The sequence below is a fragment of the Larkinella sp. genome (assembly GCF_965227735.1).
Lineage (GTDB): Bacteria > Bacteroidota > Bacteroidia > Cytophagales > Spirosomataceae > Larkinella.
The window spans coordinates 5,610,258-5,630,434 of the sequence record NZ_OZ245776.1 but is presented as its reverse complement, the minus strand read 5'-3'; the positions used below and the strand labels follow the sequence as shown (position 1 = coordinate 5,630,434).

Sequence of the window (20,177 nt, the reverse complement as noted above, 5' to 3'; positions counted from 1 at the left end):
CCGTCAAGTAGGTGTAAATCCGGAATTGCAGACCTGAATCTACTCACTAAAAGGTAGGTTTTAATGGCAGGATCGTTACCAGGCTATTGCTTCCTGAGCGTTAAAAATCAACTGAAAAACCGGCAAAAAAAAGGCCGACATATGCCGGCCTTTTCCAAAAAACACAATCTATACTGAATTACATTGGCGCGGCAAAGAACGGGCCGGCAATCGCCAGTACCTGTTCTGCAGTCAACGCTTCATCGAATGATTCATACACACTCCGGCTGGACATTTCGGGGCTGTACAGCTTCATTTTATTTTCCTGCATATTGAAGAAATCGACCAGATTGGCACCACCTTGCGTTCCCTGATCTTCACCTGCATAGATTTTCGGATCCGGTTCTGTACCGTTCTGACCGCCTGATGGCCATACGCGCAGATCCCGCATGTAGCGAACGGCGGCCGCGTGACGGGCTTCCACCGAGTGGATCCGCAGGGCTACTGCCAGAACGGTCCGGGATGTTGCCGTATCTTCTTCCAGCAAACAGGCGGCCTGTCCTTTGTACGCCCGAACACCGGTGTCTTCCAGCGCCTGCGCATAGGTCAGGAAGGTTGGATAGTCGGCCAGGGCTGCGTTCAGCGTCGCCATGTTGTATTTTGGCTGCATCGCATTCGGCTTGATTCCCAGAACACCTTCCAGCAAATCAACGTGCTGCGCTTCGTGCTTGGCAATCTGCACCACGTAAGGGCGCGTTCCTGCAGGCAGCAAACCCGCTTTGAACTGACCGGCGCGGTAGAAATCACGTTCCAGGTATTCCAGCGTCAATGCATATTTTACAATGGCAATGGCATCACCGGCACAACCGTCAGCGGCAAAAGCTTTGTTCACCATCGCGGCAAAAAACATCGGCGTTGCCGCAGCCGCTACGGAGGTGGTTTTTAACATTTTCCGGCGCGAATAATCCATTTTTTCGCCAATTTCCGGATCAGCTTTTTCAATTTGTGAGAATATTCCGAGAAGATTCATGATCGTTCGTAAGGTTTATGATTTGGATGATTCCAGAGCAAGCAGTGAAGCGGGGTTGATGGCGGTTTTAATGTATCGACCCGCTCTGCCCAATACTTCCGAAACCGTTAGGGCTTTCTCCAACCCGTTGTTATCCACAACGTAGTCACCGGCAAACAAACCGCCACCTGGTTGCAGGATGGAACTGATCAGGGAAGCGTGACGCGCTTCGACCGATACAATTTTTCCGGCAATGGTCAGGTAAATGGAGTTTGCTTTCGAAATCAGCGGACCCGCACCGTTGTAGGCCGCCACCCCGGTATCTTCCAGCACCCGCGCCGTGTTCAACACTTCCCGGCGATTGGTGAAATCAATGCTGCTTACGTCGAATTCCAGATCGCCAATGCGCTTGTCGGCCGGAATCGCCAGCTTGAAAAACTCACGGTGAATCAGCTCATGATCGTGAATATCCTTGAAAATCATTTCTTCCTTGCTCCCGGCAGCGAACGTTTTTTTCTCGATAACGGCCATGTAAAACGCCGTTTCCAGTTGCTCCAGGGCATAAGCGTAGTTCAGAATGGCAAAATCACCTTCTCCAAAACTCACACCATCGGCCGAAATACGGGCACCTGAATACTTGGGAGCAACATCGTTCATCGAATTTTGACAAGCCGTCAGAAAGGCAGCCGCCGAAACAGTCGTTAAGCCTAATGCGCGTAGAAACATCCGACGTTCAACTGATGGAATGGCGGGTACGCTCGGGCCTTTCTTGGGGGTAGAGGTACTTGTTAATTCTTCCATAAGAAAAGTGAATTTGTTAATAGGGTGTATAAAAAGGATCTTCTTAAAAGACACCCATACGAACGAGTCAACTTGATTTTTGGATTTCGGAACGATTAAAAAAGATTTTATTAGGCCTGTATTCGAGGGAACGGGACAAAAAAGGACGGTTTTTGGGAGAAATAAGCCGATTCAGGCCAACGATTATTTTTTGCCTGCAATCCGGATGCAGGGGCAGGAGCCAACCGCGCAAGCAAAAAAACGAGCCGGTTCAGGAGAGGTTCGTACCTGAATTCAGCTGGGGAGATGGTTCACTTCTTCGGCCAGAAATTGTTGGAACCGTTCCTGAAGTCCGCGATAATAGGTGAGGTATTTGAGACCTTCTTCGGTCACACTGGCTCCCCCACCCCGCTCACCGCCGGTTTGGGTGCTCACCAGGGGCGCGTCGGCCTGGCTGTTCATGGATTGAACCAGTTCCCAGGCCCGTTTATACGACATTTTCATCTCCTTGGCCGCCTGGTTGATCGACCCCGTCTGCTGAATGTGTTCCAGCAGTTCCATCCGGCCGATGCCGAAAAACCGTTCCTGGGCTTCCAGCCAGACTCTTCCGTTGATGTGCAAATTGGTCATACTACCCTTAAGACGGGGTTAAAACAAAGCCGTCACTTTTTTGATCGACCGCTCCAGCCGGTTCAGCGAAAACCGGCTCGTTGGCCGGTAGGTCAGCGTTACAATGGCCCGCGTGCCATCGCCGGGCGTCGATTGCCAGTCGATCTCGCCATTGATCAACGCCACCCGCGACTCGATGTTGCCGATGCCCAGCCCCCGCCGGGCTTCTTTGTAGTCGAAACCCTGGCCGTCGTCGTTGTAATACAGTTTCAATAGCGGTTCTTCATACACCAGCCGGATGCTCACTTGCCGTGCATTGGCGTGTTTCAGCGTGTTGTTCAGCAGTTCCTGCGTAATCCGGTACAGCATCAGTTCGGTTTCGGGATTCAGCCGCGACGGCAATTCGTCGGCCCAGAAGTGCGTTTCGAGCGTCGATTTGTCGATGCGGGAAAGCAGTTCTTCCACGGCAGCCGCGTAGCCATACTGCTCGAGCGTTCGGGGACTCAACTCCCGCAGCAGGTTGCGGATGTTGCCAATGATGTCGCTGATGAGTTGCCGCGCCAGCTCGCTCAGAGAAGTCGACCGAGCGGGATGACCGGGCGGATCGACCAGCCGACCGACGTACAGTTTCAGCGTCGCCAGTTGGGTTCCAATCTCGTCGTGCAGGTCGCGGGCCAGGTTTTTCTTGATCTGCTCCTGCAACTCCACGGCCAGCCGGGTGTTCCGCTGGTGCTGCCGGTGAATCCGGTTTTCGCGCCTGCGAAGCCAGTAAAAACCGATCGCGCCGACGAGCAATCCCAGCAACACCAGAAACCATGCCCGCTGCCAGAACGGCGGCTGAATCACCACCGTCAACCGCTTGATTTTCGGACTCCACTGGCCATCCTTGTTGGCGGCTTTCACCCGGAAAGTGTAGGTCCCCGGCGGCAGATTGGCATACCGGACGTAGGTGTCCAGCCCCGACTGCACCCACTGGTCATCGTAGCCAACGAGTTGATATTGATACTGGTTTCGACCGTTGCTGTAATAGTCCAGAGCCGTGAATTCAAGGGCTACGGTATTCTGATCGAAGGGCAGTTCGACGCGGGCCACTTCCCCAATATAACCTTCTGATTGATAAGGCTTTTCATTGACACTCATCGTGTGAATGTGAACCGCCGGCATGTAGGAACTGGTTCGGAACTGCTCCGGATAAAACCGGTTGAATCCGTTTACACCACCGAAAAACAGCTCGCCGTCCTGGGTTCGGAAATACGCATTGCCGTTGAACTCGTAGCCCTGCAACCCGTCGGACATGTCGAAGTTTTTGAACTTTTTTGTGGTGGGATTAAAAAAGGCCAGGCCCCGGTTTGTGCTCATCCACAGCCGGTTCTGGTGATCCGGCAGAATGCCGTAAATGAACGGATTGGCCAGGCCGTGTTGCTGGTCATAGAGGCTGATGCGGCCGGTTTTGGTGTTCAGAGCCGCCAGCCCTTTGTCCGTCGCCATCCAGACAATGGGATGCACAGGATCTTCATAAAAATAAAGAATCGTGTAGCCGTCCAGGCCCTTCACAATTCGCTGAGGTTCAAACCCTTTGCCGATGGGTGGCCGCTCATAGCAGTAGAATCCGGCCGAGTAGGTTCCCACCCAATAGTGACCGGCACGGTCGCGGGCCAGACTGAAAATATTCTGATGAACCATCGTCGGCAGCAGGGTAAACTTCCTCTGGCGAACATCGAGCAGAAAAAGGCCGTCTTCGGTGGCCGCCAGCATGGTATTGTCATCGATGGACAGCAGCCGACGGACAAAATTTTCGACCACCTTGCTGTTGGGCGAACCCGGCAGCGGAATTTTCCGGAAGGTAGATTTCTCCTTGTCGAAGGTAAAAACGCCCCCGTTCGTGCCGACCCAGATTCGGCCCTGAGGGTCTTTGTAGAGGCATTTGATGAGGGTTCGGGAGGGTAAATCGCTGTATCTGGCCTGCGTCAGATACCGCCGGATGATGCGGTTTTGGGACCGGTCCAACACGTCGAGGCTTCGTTCGGTGGCAATCCACAGCTCCGTTGGGGAGGTCTCCAGAAAACCACGCACCACAAAATGGCTGAGCATCGACGGGTCTTTGGCCACGTGCGGTTCGTTCTTGGAAACAGCCATACCGCCAAAAAAAGTACTGCCCGGCACAATGCGGGCCAGGCCATCAGGGTCGGTATTCGCCCAGATAATGCCCTGTCGGTCGATGTAGATTTTACAGATTTCGTAATCGGCCAGGTGTCGGGAGCTATTGGTAAAACCGCTGACGGGGCTGAACCGGCTGGTCTGTTTATCAAACAGCCAGATTCCGCTGCGCTGGGTGCCGAGCCACAACCGACCGTCGTGGTCTTCCGCAATGGTATAAATCGAAGTCAGAGAACGCCCACCATCCGGCATAAACGTTTGGTAACGACCCGTTTGCGGCTCAAATCGAATCATACCGGCTGCGGTTCCGAGCCAGACCACCCCCGCCGTATCGCAATGAAACGAAAAAACGCCCACCGCCGGGCCTGCTTCGTTGGTGGGGTGATTGCTGAAGTAATAATGAGCCCGCCGTTCGTAGAGATTATACCGAATCAAACCGGTTGGCGCGTGGAGCCACACATCGCCCAGCGGAGTCCGAACGGTCGAATTCAACTGGTCGTATTCATGCGTGGGCCGCACACCCGGGTCCAGCACCAGCTTCTGGCGGGTTTTGATCGTCAACGAAACCAGCCCTTCGGTTTCACTGTAATACAACACCTCCTGCCCGTTGGCGTAAAACGGGATGGTTTTGCTTTTTAACGGTTTTTTGGCTTTCGAATACGAATAAATGCAGATAAAATGGTCGGTCGCCCGGTCGTAGTAGTTGAGTCCATATTCCGTCCCAATCCAGAGATTGCCGTTGCGATCTTCCACAATGCCGGAAATATTGATGCCGACAATGGCAGTAGAATCGGTCAGATTGGGGCGGTAATGCCGGAAATGCGCCCCGTCATACCGGTTCAGGCCGTCCTGCGTACCCAACCACAGAAACCCCCGGCTGTCGGTCAGCATGTGATACACTGAACCCTGCGTCAGACCATCGTCAACGCCAATGTGGTCGATCCGGAGGGACTGACTGAGCGGGTCTTTCGGAGCTCCCGAAGCCACCGGCGATCCGAGGACGATCAGCCAGCAGAGCAGGAACAAGATACAGGTTAGTTTCATTTGTCACCGAAACGGAAACATCAGGGTAAATTAACAGATAGATCGGTAACCTGCAAATGTTGTTAAGACAAGAGAGGAAAGACAAGAGATAAAAGACCAAAAACCGCTACTGGCTGTCTTCATTCTCCCGTCTTCCCTCTCTTGTCTCTTGTCTTTCCCCTCTCGTCTTTCCTACGGTTTCAGCACCTTGACAGTAACCGCCTGCTGACCACTCTCAATCCGGAGCAGAAGTAAGCCCGTCGGCTGTCGTCCGACCGGCAAATGCTGAATTTCAACCGTTCCGGCTTCGGCCACGTCCTGTTGCGCCAACATGCGGCCATTCAGGTCGGAAAGCTGAAAACGCAGGAATTGTCCTTCGGCTCCGCGAACTTCCACCCCAACGGTTTCGCCCACCGGATTGCCCAACACCGTTACCCTCAAGTTCTGCTCCGAAACACCCGCCGACATGCGGGCCGCAGGGGGCGCACACGCCAGCGGTTTTGGCGCGCCTTTCAGGGTGTAACTGCTGTTCAGAATCTTCGCACTGATTTGATGCGTCGCATTATTCTTCAGACTGGCCGGTGTCGTAAAGCTATACGCATGAGCGCCGTTGCCTTTGCCCGCGTCCTTCAGATCCTGCCGGTAAATGTTGGCTTCGGTCGTGCCGATGGCAACACCGTTGGCATAAAACTCAATGGTCATCGGGGTGTTGGGCTTGTTCCGATCCCAGACCCAGCCCCGCATGGTGCCGCACTCCACTTTGTCCAGGTAGCCTTCAAAGCTGCCCGTCACGGTGGTAGACGACGGCGGTTGTGTTGCCGGAGGTTGAATCGTCAAGGTTACCGGTGTTGAGCCGCTGCCGCCCCGCGGATCGGTTGCCGTATACGTCAGGGTAAACGTGCCATTGACCGTGGGCGTCCCGCTCAGCACCCGGCTGGCCGCATTGAAGCCCAGGCCAGTCGGTATAGACGATAAACCGTAGGTGAGTGTTTCGCCATCCGGGTCCGTAAATGCCGGTAAAGTCGTTGAATAGGCTACGCCCTGCTGGGCCGACAACGCGGATACCGTGGGCGACTGGGGTGGATTGTTGGCCGGTGGTGGTGTGCCCGTTCCCTGACACTCAATCACTTTGGGGCCGCTTTTCAGGACAAAACTGCTGCCCGTTACGCGGGCCGAAAGGCTGTGTTTCACCCCATTTTTCAGGCTGTTGTCGATGAAGTAGCGAAACGCATGGCGTCCGTCGCCTTTACCGGCATTGGCCAGATCCTGCCGGAATTCGTCGGCGGTCAGGGTGGCAATAACCGTTGTGCCGTCCAGAATCTGAACCGAAATCGGGGTATTTCGCTGGTTGGCGTCCCAGGCCCAGCCCCGGAACGTTTCGCAGTCCGCGCCGTAGAGATAGCCGTCAAAGTTGCCGCTGACCACGGGTGGCGTCGTTGGATTGCAGGCCACGTTGGTCGGCACGCCGGTCGTTTCACCCTTGTTGAGCATCGGTACCGAAGCGTTGAAAAAAGTCTGTCCGTTATACGGGGTCGTCAGGGCCCTGTTCCATTCCGTCGCCACGGCGCTTTGCCCCAGGGTGTTGAAGTGCGTTTTATCGGGGTCCGGTTGCCGGTATGAATTGCCAAACTGGTCGGTGTTGGGTCCGTTAAAGATGTTGGCCCGGCCATAGGGCGACACAAACGGATCGCCAAATGCTTTGGGTGCAGCGGACGGATTGCTGTTGTCGTGGGTGGCATACCCAATCGTTTTGACCTGTCCTGCCACGATTAACGGGTCGTTGATGCCCCGAAGATGGCTGGCCTGCGCAATGACCCAGGGAACATCGGCACCGAGATCGGCGCGGCTTTGTCCAATCAGTTCATTCAGCACATCGCCGTCATTTTCAGACATGTTGATCGAATTGGTCCGCACATCGTAATACCGCATCGCCCGTGGAAAACCGCCGGTCGTATTGGTAGGCGAGTTGTTCGGCGTCGTCGGGTCATCCCGTCGGTCGTTCTCTCCCTGGTGCCAGAGAATGGCCCGCAACCCCGTCTGTTTGGCGCGGCCCGTCAGAAAATTCTTCAAATTCCGGTACGGAAACCCGTTGATAAACCGGGGCTGTCCGTCGTTAAAGGGCGTATTGCGGTTCTGGCTGCTGTTCCGCCATTCCACCACACTCGTCGACGACATGGAGTTCTGGTAGAAGGCCACCGGCACATTCAGCGCCTGTATCAGCTTGTTTCCCAATCCGCCCCAATACCATTGAAAATACACCGTTTCGGGCGAACAACCGGCACATTTTCCCGGATCGTTTTCTTCAAAACCCTGGAGGTTGTTGCTCTGGTCTTTTTCATTGAAAAACCGGACGAAGGTCGCATTACCCGTTTCGTAAGCCGGGTTGTTGGCATTCACAATGCCCGACGCGTTGGATTGGCCGGCAATGGCAAACACCTCCCCAACTCCGAGGTCGAACTCGGCTGTTTCCCGACCGCTGTTGTCCTTTGCCTTCACTTTGTACATGCCACCGGCCACGTTGATCTGCGCCGTAACCTGACACGTTCCGGCCCCCGAAATGGGTACTGTCGTCCAGCTTTGCGAATTGCCCGTTACCGGATCGAGCGGCCCCTGCGTGCCGCCAGCCAGGGTATACTTGTAAAACAGCAGTTGCAGCGAAGAAATGGCCTGCCCGTTGGTCGAGGTAATGATGCATTTTACGCTCGCTTTGTTGTCGGAACCACGCTGAAAAACCATCCCGTTTTGCGGCCACGAAACCGCCACCTGAGCCCGGAGCGTGGCCGCTTCCAACAACAATACCAATCCGATTAAAACTTTTGAAAGTAGATTTTTAGGCATACAATGCGGTTTATGGTAACTAAAAAGATAGGAAATAATAAAAAACCGTTCCGATAGCGAAACCGGCCCCTCATTCATCACGCTGCAATACTATTTCATTTCCCGCTTTTATAGAATTATTTATGCCAGTATTTCCATTCAGGGAAGTCTATTCCTTATACGTAAAACCGGGTGTAGTTGGTTTTGAACCAGCCTATTACCATCCTGTTTAACTTCGCTAAAATAGTAAGATTAAAATTTTAAACTGGACATATTCTTTAATTTTACAGCCAAACAAATTTGCCGACCAGATACACGGTGTTATTATAATATGTATACTTACCGAAGTAATCATATACCCAATTAACACTAAACCCATGAGGAAAAATTTATGCCATTGCTTGCTGACGCTGTTCGGCATAGCGATGTGGACCCAGCATGTCCAGGCTCAAAACCGGCAAGTCACCGGAAAGGTCGTTGATGAAACCAGTGCAGCAGTCCCCGCGGCCAATGTGGTCGTCAAAGGAAACACCACCGGAACCACCACCGCCGGAGACGGAACCTTCACCGTTTCCATGCCATCCGGCAACCAAACACTCACCATTTCGTCCATCGGCTTTCGCACCGAAGAGGTCCAGGTCACACCCGCCATGTCGAAAGTAACCGTCAAACTGATCCCGGACGTCAAGAGCCTGAGCGAAGTAGTGGTTACTGCACTCGGCGTTCAGCGCAACACCCGCAACGTCGGATATGCCGTGCAGCAGATCGACGGAAGCGGTATTCAGGAAGCCCGGGAAGTCAACTTTATCAATTCGTTGCAGGGCAAACTGGCGGGCGTGCAGATCGGTGGCAACAGCGGTTCCATGGGCGGTTCGTCGCGGGTGACCATTCGCGGCCTGAAGTCCATTTCCGGCAACAACAACGCCCTTTTTATTGTCGACGGCGTGCCGATGGCCAACATGAACCTCAACTCCTACGGAACAACGGGTGGACAGGGCACCGGGGGTGGCGGCTATGATTACGGCAACCCGGCCCAGTTGATCAACCCCAATGATGTCGAAAATATTTCGGTGCTGAAAGGAGCCGCTGCGACGGCCCTGTACGGAAGCCGCGGGCAGAACGGCGTCATTTACATCACCACCAAAACCGGCAAAGGGTCCGGCAGTATTTCGGTCAATTATGACCTCAACATGCAGGTCGACCAGGTTTCGATGTTGCCCAAACTACAGAATTCGTACGGGGGCGGGGGCAGTTCTGCCTTCACCAAATTGTATGTCAACCAGAATCCGACCGGTTTTCTGCCCGGCGGTGGAACGTATGACGACAATGATGGGAAAGGAAAATATGACCTGATTCCAGACTACGGTACCGATGAATCGTGGGGGCCGAAACTGGACGGAACGCTGGTGCGACACTACTGGTCGTGGGATCAGGACCGGAACAATCCGAACTTCGGAAAAACCGCCCCCTGGAGCGCTCACCCCAACAATGCGAAGGATTTCTTCAAAACCGGCTTCACGTTTTCCAACAACCTGTCGGTCGCCAGCAGCTCCGACAAAGGCTCCATCCGGTTTTCGCTGGGACAAACGAAGCAGAACTTTATTTATCCCGGCAGCCACCTGAACCGGTTTTTCATCAGCCTCAACACGACCTATAAATTTACCGACAAATTCACCTTCAGCGGAGGCATCAATTACGTTCACGACGATTCCAAAGGGCGACCCGGAACCGGCTTTTTCGGCAACAACCCCATGTTGTTTTACGTCATGTATGGCCAGCGCCAGATCGACGATGCGTATCTGAAAGACTACAAATACGCCGACGGAACGGAGCAGTCGTGGAACCGCACGGCCTGGAACATTCAAAAACCGGCGTTTACCCAAAATCCGTACTGGAACCAGTATGAAAGCTTCAACACCGACCAGAACAACCGCTATTTCGGCAATGCCGGTCTGACGTATAAAATCAACGACTGGCTCTCGGCCGACGTGCGGGTGTTCTCGGATTACCTCAATCACCTCGACGAAGTGCGCAGTGCCAAAGGGTTTTTCGTTGGGTCGTATGCCAAGCGGGTAGCGATCAACAACGAAACCAACTACCAGGGCACGCTGAATCTGAACAAGACGTTCATGGATTCCAAACTGAGCCTGGAGGCCGTGGCGGGTGGTAACATCCTGAGCATCAAATCGAGTGTGGACGCAGGCACCACAAACGGCGGCCTTCAGAACCCGCTGGTATATGTGCTGCAAAACTCGGTTCTTCCGGCAACGATTTCCAATGCCTACGGAAACCGGCAAACCAATTCCCTTTTTGCGTCGGCCACATTGGGGTATAAAAAATTACTGTATCTAACGGCTACGGGCCGGAATGACTGGGCTTCGACGCTACAGCAAACCGGTAATTTCTCGTATTTCTATCCGTCGGTTGCCGGTTCCTTTATCTTCTCGGATGTGTTGCCCAAGACCAACTGGCTTACCCTCGGCAAGGCGCGGCTTTCGTATGCACAGGTCGGAAATGATGCCAGCCCATACAGCGTTTCCCGGTATTATGATTACGTGGCTCCGTTCAACACCTATCCGCTGCAAAGCACGTCCGACAAGCTGTTTAACAGCAAGTTAAAACCGGAACTTTCGTCGGAAGTAGAAGGCGGTGTTGACTTGAAGTTCTTCAATGAATTGCTCGGGCTTAATTTTACGTACTACGACCGTCGGACCAAAAACCAGATCTGGGATGTTCAGATACCCGCCGAAAGCGGTTTTTCGACTAAAGTTGTCAACGGCGGAACCGTTCAGAACCGGGGCATTGAGCTAACGCTCTCGGCATCGCCCGTGACCACCCGCAATTTTAGCTGGCGTATGGCCCTGAACTTTTCGAAAAACAAAAATACCGTACTCGACCTGAACACGGATAACATCCAGGGCATCGAGCGGTTTGTGATCGGCACGGAACGTCGTACCAACAAGGTTTCGATGGTGGCGCAAAAAGGCATGTCGCTGGGCACCATGCTCGGTACCGACTACGTTTACGATGCCAATGGGAACCGGACGGTGGGTGCCAATGGCACCTACAACGTCACGCCAACCCCGGTGATCATTGGCGATGCCAACCCCGATTTTATCGGTGGTCTCTCCAACACATTCAGTTTCAGGAGCCTTTATCTTTCGGCGCTGGTCGACTTCCAGAAAGGCGGAGATTTCTTTTCGTACACCAATCTGTACGGCAATAAATCCGGTATGCTGGCTGAAACCGCCGTGGGTGATATTCGCGAAAAGGGGCTGATCAACCCGGGCGTGAAAGCCGACGGAACCCCGAATGATGTGGTGATTACGGCCCGCACGCACTTCAACGCCGATGGTGGAAACCGAATCAGCAGCGCCAATTTATACGATGGCAGCTTCATCTACTTACGTGAGGTTCGGCTGGGCTGGAATTTCCCGGATGCCGTCGCCAAAAAAATCCGGATGCAGGCCCTGCGGCTCACGCTGACGGGCCGGAACCTCTGGCTGATTAAGAGCAATGCGCCCAATGTGGACCCGGCGAACATCACCAATTCCATCAGCAACCAGATTGGCTTTGAAGGCGGTGCCCTGCCCGCGGTTCGCAGTTACGGTGTGAATATCAACATGACGTTTTAAGGCAAGCCCGGACCGGGCACGCAAAATCATAACCTTTATTCCTATGAAATTCAATACCGTTTTCCTGTTGGCGGCCCTGCTGATCGCCTTTTCAGGATGCCAAAACTTTGAGGAGCTGAACACCGATCCGGCTCGTTCCAGCGAAACCCAGCCCGAATTCCTCCTGGCCAATGCCGAAAAACGGGCGTCGGACCTGATGTACGATACGTATTTCAACGGACGCATCGGCATGGAACTTTCGCAATACTGGATGGGGACGGACAAGACCTCCGACGGTCGTTTTCTGTTTACCAACGACGGTTTGTGGAACAGCCTGTATGCCGGTCCGCTGATGGACTTGCAGGAAATCCAGAACTACTACAACCGGCACCCGGAAGAAAGCAATCCGCACACACTGGCCGTGGCCGAAATCCTGAAAAGCTGGCTGTTTCACGTACTGACCGACGTCTACGTCGACATTCCGTATTCGCAGGCCCTCAAAGGCGACGACATTCCGCAGCCCGTTTATGACAAAGGCAAAGATGTCTACACTGGCCTGCTGGCTTCGTTGAAAAAGCAAATTGATGTGCTGCAAAACACGTCATCCGGCCCGATCCGAGGCGATATTATGGCCAACGGCGACGCCAAACAATGGGTCCGGATCGGCAATGCCCTGCGGATTCGCATGGCATTGCGAATCGCCGATGCGCAACCCGCCGAAGCCAAAACCGTCATCGAAGATGCGGTTAAAAACACGCTGACCAGCGTTAGCCAGGATGCTTTTTTTCCGTACAATGTGGCTTCAACGACCAACCGGTTTCCGTATAACGACGTCGAAAGACCACTGGTGGAATTCGCCGTAACATCGACCCTGGTGGATTATCTGAAATCCGTCAACGATCCGCGATTACCGATTTTTGCCCGTCCGGACGACACGAATGGCAAGTACATCGGCAAAGTGTATGGCACAGAAGCCAATTCGCCAACCATGATTGGCTTGTCTAAACCGGGCGTGATTGCCTACAGCGGTTCGGCCAAAGGATACATGATCACCTACGCCGAAATCGCCTTTGCCAAAGCCGAAGCCGCTGCGCGCGGGATGAATGTCGGCACCGAAACGGCGGAAGACCTCTATAAAACCGCCGTAACCGCTTCCATGTCGCAGTGGGGAATCACGGATTCGAAAGTGGTCGCAGCTTACCTTGAAGGGGTTCCTTATAAAGCCGGCACGTTCAAAAACGTGATCGGTACACAAAAATGGCTGGCGCTCTACATGCAGGGGTTGCAGGCCTGGATGGAACGGTTGCGGCTGGATCCGAAAAAACCGAACGGCGAAATCCTGTTCATCGACCCGGCATCGGGTAGCCTGGACCCGGACGTGAAAGATGTTCCGAAACGGTTGAAATACCCCAGTGGCAGCCGGGCCAGCAATGCCACCAACAGCGCAGCAGCAGCCAAAAACATCGGGGGCGATACGCAGGCGGTGAAAAATTGGTGGGATATTTTGTAAAGAGTGGGAACACTGATTGGACGGATTTAACGGATCAAAACAGATTTTTATCTGCGTTAATCCGTTAAATCCGTCCAATCTGCGTTCCAATCAGATCAAAAGTCGTAATTTGGATTTTATCGACTCATTTTCGTATTAACCTAGTTGATAGGTATGAACCTAAAATCCATTCTGACTGGTCTGTTTCTTATGCTTGAAATTTCCGGGGCCATAGCCCAATCCACTCCGCTGAACTATCCAAAAACCCGCAAAACGGATCAGATCGACGACTACCACGGCACGAAAGTGGCCGATCCCTACCGCTGGCTCGAAGACGACCGTTCGGCGGAAACCGGTGCGTGGGTGAAGGCCCAGAATGCCGTCACCTTCGGGTATCTGGAACAGATTCCTTACCGGAAGCAACTGGAGAAGCGGCTCGAACAGATCATCAATTATCCCCGTTTTTCGGCTCCAAGTCGTAAAAAGGAGTGGTTTTACTTTTACAAAAACGACGGACTGCAAAACCAGTCGGTTTTATATCGCCAGAAGGGCCTGGACGGCGCGCCCGAGGTGGTGATCGACCCCAACCAGCTTTCGGCCGACGGCACAACGCGGCTTACGAGCTTCGATTTGTCGAAAAACGGCCGGTATGCGGCCTATGCGCTGTCGAAAGCGGGGTCCGACTGGCAGGAAATCTACGTGATGGACATGCAGACCTTGAAACCGCTGCCCGACAAGCTCGAATGGGTGAAATTTACGGGGGCGGCCTGGAAAGGCGACGGTTTTTATTACAGCCGGTATGACAAACCCGCTGCCGGACAGGAGTTATCGTCCAAAAATGAGTTCATGAAGGTGTATTTCCACCGGCAAGGAACCGCTCAGGCTCAGGACGAACTGGTGTATGAAGACAAAGCGCATCCGTTGCGGTATTTCTTTTCGCAGACCACTGAAGATGAACGGTTTTTGATTCTGAACATTTCCGAGGGCACAGACGGGTCCGAAATTTGGTACAAAGACCTGCAAGCCGGTGACAGGCAGTTCAAACGACTTTTTGAGGGCTTCAAACACAACTACTCGGTGGTCGACAACGTGGGCGATCAGTTGCTGGTCTACCACAACAACGGCGCACCGAACTACAAGCTTTCCAGAGTGATGCCCAAAACCGGTGCGCTTAATGATCTGATTCCGGAAAAACCCGAAAAACTCGATGGCGTGTCGGTGGCGGGTGACAAACTTTTTGCGAATTACCTGAAAGATGCCACCTCCCGTATTTACGTGTACGACCTGAACGGTAAGCTCGAAAATGAAGTGTCGCTGCCGGGCCTGGGAACGGTAAGCGGTTTTGACGGGGAGCGCGACGACAGGTTTGTTTTTTACACGTTTACTTCCTTCACGTTTCCGGCCACGATTTACCACTACGACCTGGCGACGAAAAAAACCACCCTGTTCCGGGCGCCGGAAGTCGATTTCAAACCGGCGGATTACGAAACCAGACAGGTGTTTTTTACCAGCAAGGACGGCACGCGCGTACCGATGTTCCTGACCTACCGGAAGGGCCTGCAACTGGACGGCAACAACCCGACGATGCTGTATGGATACGGCGGTTTTAACGTCACCCTCACTCCCGGATTTAGTTCTCTGCTGATTCCGTTTCTGGAGCAGGGCGGCATTTACGCGTCCGTAAACCTGCGCGGAGGCAGCGAATACGGCGAAACCTGGCACGAGCAGGGCATGAAACTCAAAAAGCAGAATGTGTTCGACGATTGCATTGCGGCTGCCGAGTATCTGATTGCCCAAAAGTACACCTCACCGCAAAAGCTGGCGCTGCGGGGCGGCTCCAACGGCGGTTTGCTGGTGGGCGCGGTCATCAACCAGCGGCCGGATTTGTTCCGGGTTGCCATACCGCAGGTGGGCGTGATGGACATGCTGCGGTTTCATAAATTCACCGTTGGCTGGGGCTGGGTGTCGGATTATGGCAGCAGCGATAACGCCGACGAATTCAAGGCGATTTATGCCTATTCGCCCCTTCACAACATTAAAGAGGGAATCCCGTATCCGGCCACCATGATCACCACCGCCGACCACGACGACCGGGTGGTTCCGGCGCATTCGTTCAAATATGCGGCTACGTTGCAGGAACACTACAAAGGCCCGAATCCGGCACTGATCCGGATCGAAACCAATTCTGGCCACGGTGCCAGCAACACGAAGAAAAACATCGAGTCGACGGCGGATATTTATGCCTTTATGCTCTGGAATATGGGCGTGAAGAGGTTGAAATAGACAAGAGAGCAGATACAGGGCTGTTGGTCTTTATTCTCTTGTCTCTGCTCTTTTGTCTCACAAAAAAAAACCGCCGGAAGCGAGCTTCCGGCGGTTTTTTCGTTGTGGCGATACCTGATTAAAATTTGAAGGCAACCCCCAACTTCAGTGCCGAAACACCGTAACCAACTTCTGCAAAGGCGCCCAAATTCGGTTTGAAATAATACCGGCCGCCCAAGTGGATACCAAACAGTACCTGGTTACCATAGGCATTATCATAAAATCCCGAGTATCCTGAATTATCTTTGAAGCTTGAGATATAATAGCCCAATGCCAGGCCACCGTACAAGTCCAATTTGTCATTGTTCAGATTCAGGAGTTCGTTAACGTGGTAAGAACCGCGTACCGCTACCGGAACAAAAGTATACCGCCATTTGTAACCACCGAAGTTGTAACCCCAGGTGTAAAAATCGAGTTGTGCACCAACACTGATTTCGTCGGTTATTCCCACTTCAAAAGAAGCTCCGATCGGAAGACCACCACCGTAGTAGCTTGACAAACCGATACCGGCATTCAATAATTTATCGCCTTTCTGATATTGTGCGAATGATTGCGTACCTACCAGCAGCAGGGACATTACGAGGAGTGAGGAGAGTAATTTTTTCATTAGTATGAATGAGTTAGATGTGAAACTTAGGCCAAAATAAGGGAGTTTCTCAGGTTCTTACAAGTGGTGAATGGTTAGTTGACCGCATTTCGGTGAAAAACGGGTAGAATTCCCTTAAATTCTCGTAGTAGTTACCCTTATTTCTTTTTTAGTAGCAAGTAGTTCTACGTATGCTCCCATTGTAATCCATGTAGTTACAATAATTTCAACGGGCGGTCGAACCCTATCTGGCGGCCTGTTTCCAGACGACAAACTAAGGATGTCAAAAAAATAGTCGAATTTTCGCACAACCGCTGTAATGAATTCCCTCTTCTGTCGTCTTTGTCTCTGAAATGGATTTACAAGCCTTCAAACAAATCGTACTCCCCGTTCAGGGACGGCTTTTCCGGCTGGCCAAACTGTTTCTGCGCAACCGCGAAGAAGCCGAGGATACGTTGCAGGAGGTGTTGCTGCGGCTCTGGACCAAACGGCAGCAGTTGGATTCGTACCACAGCGTCGAAGCGCTGGCGGTGCAGATGACGCGAAACCTGTGTCTGGACAAACTAAAATCCCAGGCTAACCGGACGACAGACGGCAATACCGACCTGACAACCGTTCAGGCAGACGATGTTTCGCCGTATCGCCAGACCGAATTAGCAGACAGCAGTGCGCTGCTGCGTCGCATCATCGGCGATTTGCCGGACCCGCAAAAGCTGATTCTGCATCTGCGCGATGTGGAGGAGTATTCGTTTGAAGAGATTGAACAGGTAACGGGCCTGACCGTCAACAACATCCGCGTGATTTTGTCGAGAGCCCGGCAGCGGGTGCGGGACAGTTACTTAAAGACCAACGATTATGAAGCAGGATATTGAAAAGCTGCTCGAAAAATATTACGCCGGGGAGAGCACCCTGGAAGAAGAAAAAGCCTTGCGGGATTTTTTTCGCGGCCCCTCGGTTCCAGCTCATCTGGAAAACCAGGCCGGGCCGTTTCGCTACTTTGTCGAAGTCCGGAAAGAGCAGCCCTCCCCCGCTTTCAACCACCGCTTGGCCAACCGGCTGGGTTCGGCGGGTCGCATCCGAAGTCTGACGACCTGGGGGCTGCGAATGGCCGCCAGTGTGGCCCTGCTGGCGGGCGGCTTTGTGGGCGGTTATTATTACAGCAACCGGGTTTCTGCACCGACCGATTCGCTCGAAACTTCGTCGACAGTGGCCATTAAAAAGGTGCTGAACTTCGACCCGGCGGCCCAGACATCGGCCAGCGAGCGCATTCAGGCGGTTAATCAGAGCTACGAGCTGGCCGAAGCCGATCAGGCGATTACCCAGTTGCTGATCAACACGCTCAATTTTGATGATAACGTCAACGTACGGCTGGCGGCTTGTGAGGCTCTGATGCGGTTGCCCAACGAACCGGGCGTTCGGGAAGCCCTGATCCAATCACTGAAGATTCAGACCGATCCCTACGTCCAGATCATGCTCATCGAAACCCTGGTTTCGATTCAGGAAAAACGGGCCGTCGACGCAATGCAACGGCTCGCCCAAAACCGGCAACTCCTGGAAGCGGTCCGGCTGAAAGCAGAGGAAGGGCTGAATCGCCTGGCCCAGACCAAAAACCGCTCTGCCTCCTGATTGTATTCGATTTTCACTTTTACAGACCAAACCAATGAGAAAAATCAGTTTATTGATTGTCACGGCTTTATGCTGCCTTCCGGATGCCAATGCCCAGGAATACAAGGCTAAACTCGCCAATGCCAAGGACCGGAAAATCGTCATCGAAATGGACGCCGGTGACTACAAAATTGAAGGCTACGACGGCGACGAGGTCATCATCCGGGCTTCGTCGGGACTGGAAGCACCGCCGGAACGGGCCAAAGGACTCAAACCGCTGTATTACTCGGCCGTAGACAATTCCGGCATCGGGCTGGCCGTAACTCCGGAAAACGGCGGGTTGAAAATCGAGAAAGCCACCCGCAAAGACATCGACTACACAATTCGGGTGCCTAAAAAAGTCGCCATTCTCTTCCGGCAAATCAACTGGCGGAACGGAGCGGTCACCATCAGTAACATGGACGGCGACCTGGAAGTGCGAACCACCAACTCGCCCATCACGCTCAAAAGTGTGACCGGCCCCGTGGTCGCCAACACCACCAACGGCGAAGTCAACGTCTTTTTTACGAATCTGAGCCAGGAAAAACCGACATCGATTACCACCATTTCGGGGGCGGTGGACGTGACGTTGCCCGCCAATGCGAAGGCCAATATGAAGCTGCGGTCCATCAACGGCGAGATGTACACCGACTTTGATCTGGGCCTGAAAAGCACGAAGGAAGGCTTGTCGCGCGTAGGCGGAGGCAATCACATCGAAGGAACGGCCAACGGCGGAGGGGTTGAGATTCAGCTCAATACCATCAGCAGCAATATCTACATCCGCAAGCAGAAGTAAGCCACCAAGAACCGCCCTATTCCTGTGAAAAAGCTCCTGTTCCTGCTCCTGACCGGCCTGAGTGTCGGCTCGGCCTTCGCCCAGAAAATTATCGACAAAAAAATACCGTTCCTGCCGGAGCAACTGATCAACCTCCATCTGAAATTTGCCGACAGCATTCAGATCCGGTATTGGGACAAAGCCGAAGTTTCCGTCCACATTACCGCGACGATCAACGGCGGGCGGCTGAACGACGCCCTGCTGGTGGAATCGGGATCGACGGCGACCGAAATCAAGGTTAAAACTGACTTCGACATGGAATTGCTGAAACAGGGCCGCGCCGAAGACTGTCCCGGAAAAGCCGCCTACTGGCGAACTGAATACAATGGCCAAAATACGTACGTTTGCAGCACCATCCACTACCAGGTCTTTCTGCCCCGCAAAGCCAAACTGCGCGTTGAAACCATCAACGGCAACATCGACATCGAAGGGGCCAGCGAAGAAGTGTTTGCCAAAACCATCAGCGGTTTTGTGGACCTGAACTGGCCCGGAACCAAGGGCGCGAATCTGTCCATGAAAACCATCACCGGCGAGGTCTATTCCGATTTACCCATCGACTTTAAAAACAAGAAGCAAAAGAATCCGATGGTCGGTTATCTGCTGGAAGGAACCGTCAACGGCGGAGGGCCGGAGGTACGGCTGGAGTCGATCAGCAACAATGTGTATGTTCGGAAGAAGTAATAAGATAGACCTCATCACCGATCCGGTCTACTGAATTATTGGAATATTGAGAATCAAGAAAGTTTGACCAAAACAAAAAGGGCTTAACCGCATCGATGCGGTTAAGCCCTTTTTAGCAATTAGGTTTAGGATTATTCGTTCTCCTGTGGCAAGGTTCCTTTCGGCGTGTTACCGGCCACTTCAGTTGCCGGGGCCTCCTGACCCGCTACGTTGAAATGCTGAATTTTGTAGTTCCGGTTCGCCAGATTTTCTTCAGCCGTGTGCGGCACCAGAATCCCGTTGACCGGTTCCGTATTGAGTTTTGGTTGTTTGTAGTTGGCTACCGCCCGGTTGTTCACCGCCGGGACGCTGATGCCTTCCCCTTTCTGGTTTGCCCATTTTTGAGCAGCAGCCGCTTTGTTGGGGTGTTTGTAATTATGGGTCGAATAGGTTACATCCTTCCGACGCTTCGTATCGTCCTGGGCTGCAGCATTCAAAATCGTTAATCCACTAAGAGCTAGAGCAAAAATGTATGTTTTCATGGCTTTTTCTATTTTGTAAGTAATCAACCGCTCGGTTTCAGGTTCGTTTATACCCTACTGCCTGGTTGACCTTACAAAGGTCGTAAGCCGGTGTTAAGCTCGTGTTAGAAC

At 53.1% G+C, this 20,177-nt stretch carries 14 protein-coding genes; 7 read left to right on the top strand and 7 right to left on the bottom strand.

What is annotated here, in order from left to right; all coding sequences use genetic code 11:
- Positions 1 to 178: 178 nt before the first annotated feature.
- From ACO064_RS22035 to ACO064_RS22015, 5 genes are all read right to left on the bottom strand, one after another.
- Positions 179 to 1,009 carry a ferritin-like domain-containing protein gene (locus ACO064_RS22035; protein ID WP_421829381.1) on the bottom strand — a complete coding sequence of 277 codons (831 nt, stop codon included), beginning with the start codon at positions 1,007 to 1,009 and terminating at the stop codon, positions 179 to 181.
- A 15-nt stretch (positions 1,010 to 1,024) separates the two neighbouring features.
- Positions 1,025 to 1,789: a ferritin-like domain-containing protein gene (locus ACO064_RS22030; protein ID WP_421829380.1), complete on the bottom strand. Its 765-nt coding sequence runs from the start codon at positions 1,787 to 1,789 to the stop codon at positions 1,025 to 1,027.
- A gap of 273 nt (positions 1,790 to 2,062) precedes the next feature.
- On the bottom strand, positions 2,063 to 2,398 hold the full coding sequence (locus ACO064_RS22025; RefSeq protein ID WP_421829379.1) for a winged helix-turn-helix domain-containing protein: 336 nt from the start codon (positions 2,396 to 2,398) through the stop codon (positions 2,063 to 2,065).
- A gap of 18 nt (positions 2,399 to 2,416) precedes the next feature.
- Positions 2,417 to 5,578 carry a ligand-binding sensor domain-containing protein gene (locus ACO064_RS22020; protein WP_421829378.1) on the bottom strand — a complete coding sequence of 1,054 codons (3,162 nt, stop codon included), beginning with the start codon at positions 5,576 to 5,578 and terminating at the stop codon, positions 2,417 to 2,419.
- Positions 5,579 to 5,749: 171 nt separating this feature from the next.
- Positions 5,750 to 8,395, bottom strand: coding sequence for a putative Ig domain-containing protein (locus tag ACO064_RS22015; protein ID WP_421829377.1), 2,646 nt, complete (start codon positions 8,393 to 8,395; stop codon positions 5,750 to 5,752).
- Positions 8,396 to 8,751: 356 nt separating this feature from the next.
- Between ACO064_RS22015 and ACO064_RS22010 the strand changes: the two genes are divergently transcribed.
- The 3 genes from ACO064_RS22010 to ACO064_RS22000 all read left to right on the top strand — a co-directional run bounded on the left by ACO064_RS22010 (position 8,752) and on the right by ACO064_RS22000 (position 15,760).
- On the top strand, positions 8,752 to 12,009 hold the full coding sequence (locus tag ACO064_RS22010; protein ID WP_421829376.1) for a SusC/RagA family TonB-linked outer membrane protein: 3,258 nt from the start codon (positions 8,752 to 8,754) through the stop codon (positions 12,007 to 12,009).
- Between the two features lie 43 nt (positions 12,010 to 12,052).
- The gene (locus ACO064_RS22005) at positions 12,053 to 13,498 is read left to right on the top strand and encodes a SusD/RagB family nutrient-binding outer membrane lipoprotein (RefSeq protein WP_421829375.1); all 1,446 of its coding nucleotides are present in this window, start codon (positions 12,053 to 12,055) and stop codon (positions 13,496 to 13,498) included.
- Between the two features lie 153 nt (positions 13,499 to 13,651).
- The gene (locus ACO064_RS22000) at positions 13,652 to 15,760 is read left to right on the top strand and encodes a prolyl oligopeptidase family serine peptidase (RefSeq protein ID WP_421829374.1); all 2,109 of its coding nucleotides are present in this window, start codon (positions 13,652 to 13,654) and stop codon (positions 15,758 to 15,760) included.
- A 118-nt stretch (positions 15,761 to 15,878) separates the two neighbouring features.
- Here the strand turns inward: ACO064_RS22000 and ACO064_RS21995 are convergent, their stop codons facing one another.
- Entirely contained in the window at positions 15,879 to 16,406 is a 528-nt protein-coding gene (locus ACO064_RS21995; protein ID WP_421829373.1) for a hypothetical protein, read from the bottom strand.
- A 332-nt stretch (positions 16,407 to 16,738) separates the two neighbouring features.
- Between ACO064_RS21995 and ACO064_RS21990 the strand changes: the two genes are divergently transcribed.
- From ACO064_RS21990 to ACO064_RS21975, 4 genes are read left to right on the top strand one after another with little or no spacing between them, the layout of a single operon-like run.
- Positions 16,739 to 17,257, top strand: coding sequence for an RNA polymerase sigma factor (locus ACO064_RS21990; protein ID WP_421829372.1), 519 nt, complete (start codon positions 16,739 to 16,741; stop codon positions 17,255 to 17,257).
- Entirely contained in the window at positions 17,241 to 18,011 is a 771-nt protein-coding gene (locus tag ACO064_RS21985; RefSeq protein WP_421829371.1) for a HEAT repeat domain-containing protein, read from the top strand. Before ACO064_RS21990 ends, ACO064_RS21985 begins: the two co-directional genes overlap by 17 nt.
- Before the next feature lie 34 nt (positions 18,012 to 18,045).
- Positions 18,046 to 18,825, top strand: coding sequence for a DUF4097 family beta strand repeat-containing protein (locus tag ACO064_RS21980; protein ID WP_421829370.1), 780 nt, complete (start codon positions 18,046 to 18,048; stop codon positions 18,823 to 18,825).
- Positions 18,826 to 18,849: 24 nt separating this feature from the next.
- Complete coding sequence (locus ACO064_RS21975; protein WP_421829369.1) at positions 18,850 to 19,545, top strand: hypothetical protein; 696 nt, start codon at positions 18,850 to 18,852, stop codon at positions 19,543 to 19,545.
- Between the two features lie 131 nt (positions 19,546 to 19,676).
- Here ACO064_RS21975 and ACO064_RS21970 read toward each other — a convergent pair whose 3' ends face one another.
- Positions 19,677 to 20,021 (bottom strand): hypothetical protein, encoded by a 345-nt coding sequence (locus tag ACO064_RS21970; protein WP_421829368.1) that lies wholly within the window; start codon positions 20,019 to 20,021, stop codon positions 19,677 to 19,679.
- Positions 20,022 to 20,177 lie beyond the last annotated feature (156 nt).

Excerpts from the sequence above, each read along its gene's own strand:
- ACO064_RS22035 (WP_421829381.1), bottom strand. The coding sequence starts at position 1,009 with ATGAATCTTCTCGGAATATTCTCACAAATTGAAAAAGCTGATCCGGAA.
- ACO064_RS22030 (WP_421829380.1), bottom strand. The coding sequence starts at position 1,789 with ATGGAAGAATTAACAAGTACCTCTACCCCCAAGAAAGGCCCGAGCGTA.
- ACO064_RS22025 (WP_421829379.1), bottom strand. The coding sequence starts at position 2,398 with ATGACCAATTTGCACATCAACGGAAGAGTCTGGCTGGAAGCCCAGGAA.
- ACO064_RS22020 (WP_421829378.1), bottom strand. The coding sequence starts at position 5,578 with ATGAAACTAACCTGTATCTTGTTCCTGCTCTGCTGGCTGATCGTCCTC.
- ACO064_RS22015 (WP_421829377.1), bottom strand. The coding sequence starts at position 8,395 with ATGCCTAAAAATCTACTTTCAAAAGTTTTAATCGGATTGGTATTGTTG.
- ACO064_RS22010 (WP_421829376.1), top strand. The coding sequence starts at position 8,752 with ATGAGGAAAAATTTATGCCATTGCTTGCTGACGCTGTTCGGCATAGCG.
- ACO064_RS22005 (WP_421829375.1), top strand. The coding sequence starts at position 12,053 with ATGAAATTCAATACCGTTTTCCTGTTGGCGGCCCTGCTGATCGCCTTT.
- ACO064_RS22000 (WP_421829374.1), top strand. The coding sequence starts at position 13,652 with ATGAACCTAAAATCCATTCTGACTGGTCTGTTTCTTATGCTTGAAATT.
- ACO064_RS21995 (WP_421829373.1), bottom strand. The coding sequence starts at position 16,406 with ATGAAAAAATTACTCTCCTCACTCCTCGTAATGTCCCTGCTGCTGGTA.
- ACO064_RS21990 (WP_421829372.1), top strand. The coding sequence starts at position 16,739 with ATGGATTTACAAGCCTTCAAACAAATCGTACTCCCCGTTCAGGGACGG.
- ACO064_RS21985 (WP_421829371.1), top strand. The coding sequence starts at position 17,241 with ATGAAGCAGGATATTGAAAAGCTGCTCGAAAAATATTACGCCGGGGAG.
- ACO064_RS21980 (WP_421829370.1), top strand. The coding sequence starts at position 18,046 with ATGAGAAAAATCAGTTTATTGATTGTCACGGCTTTATGCTGCCTTCCG.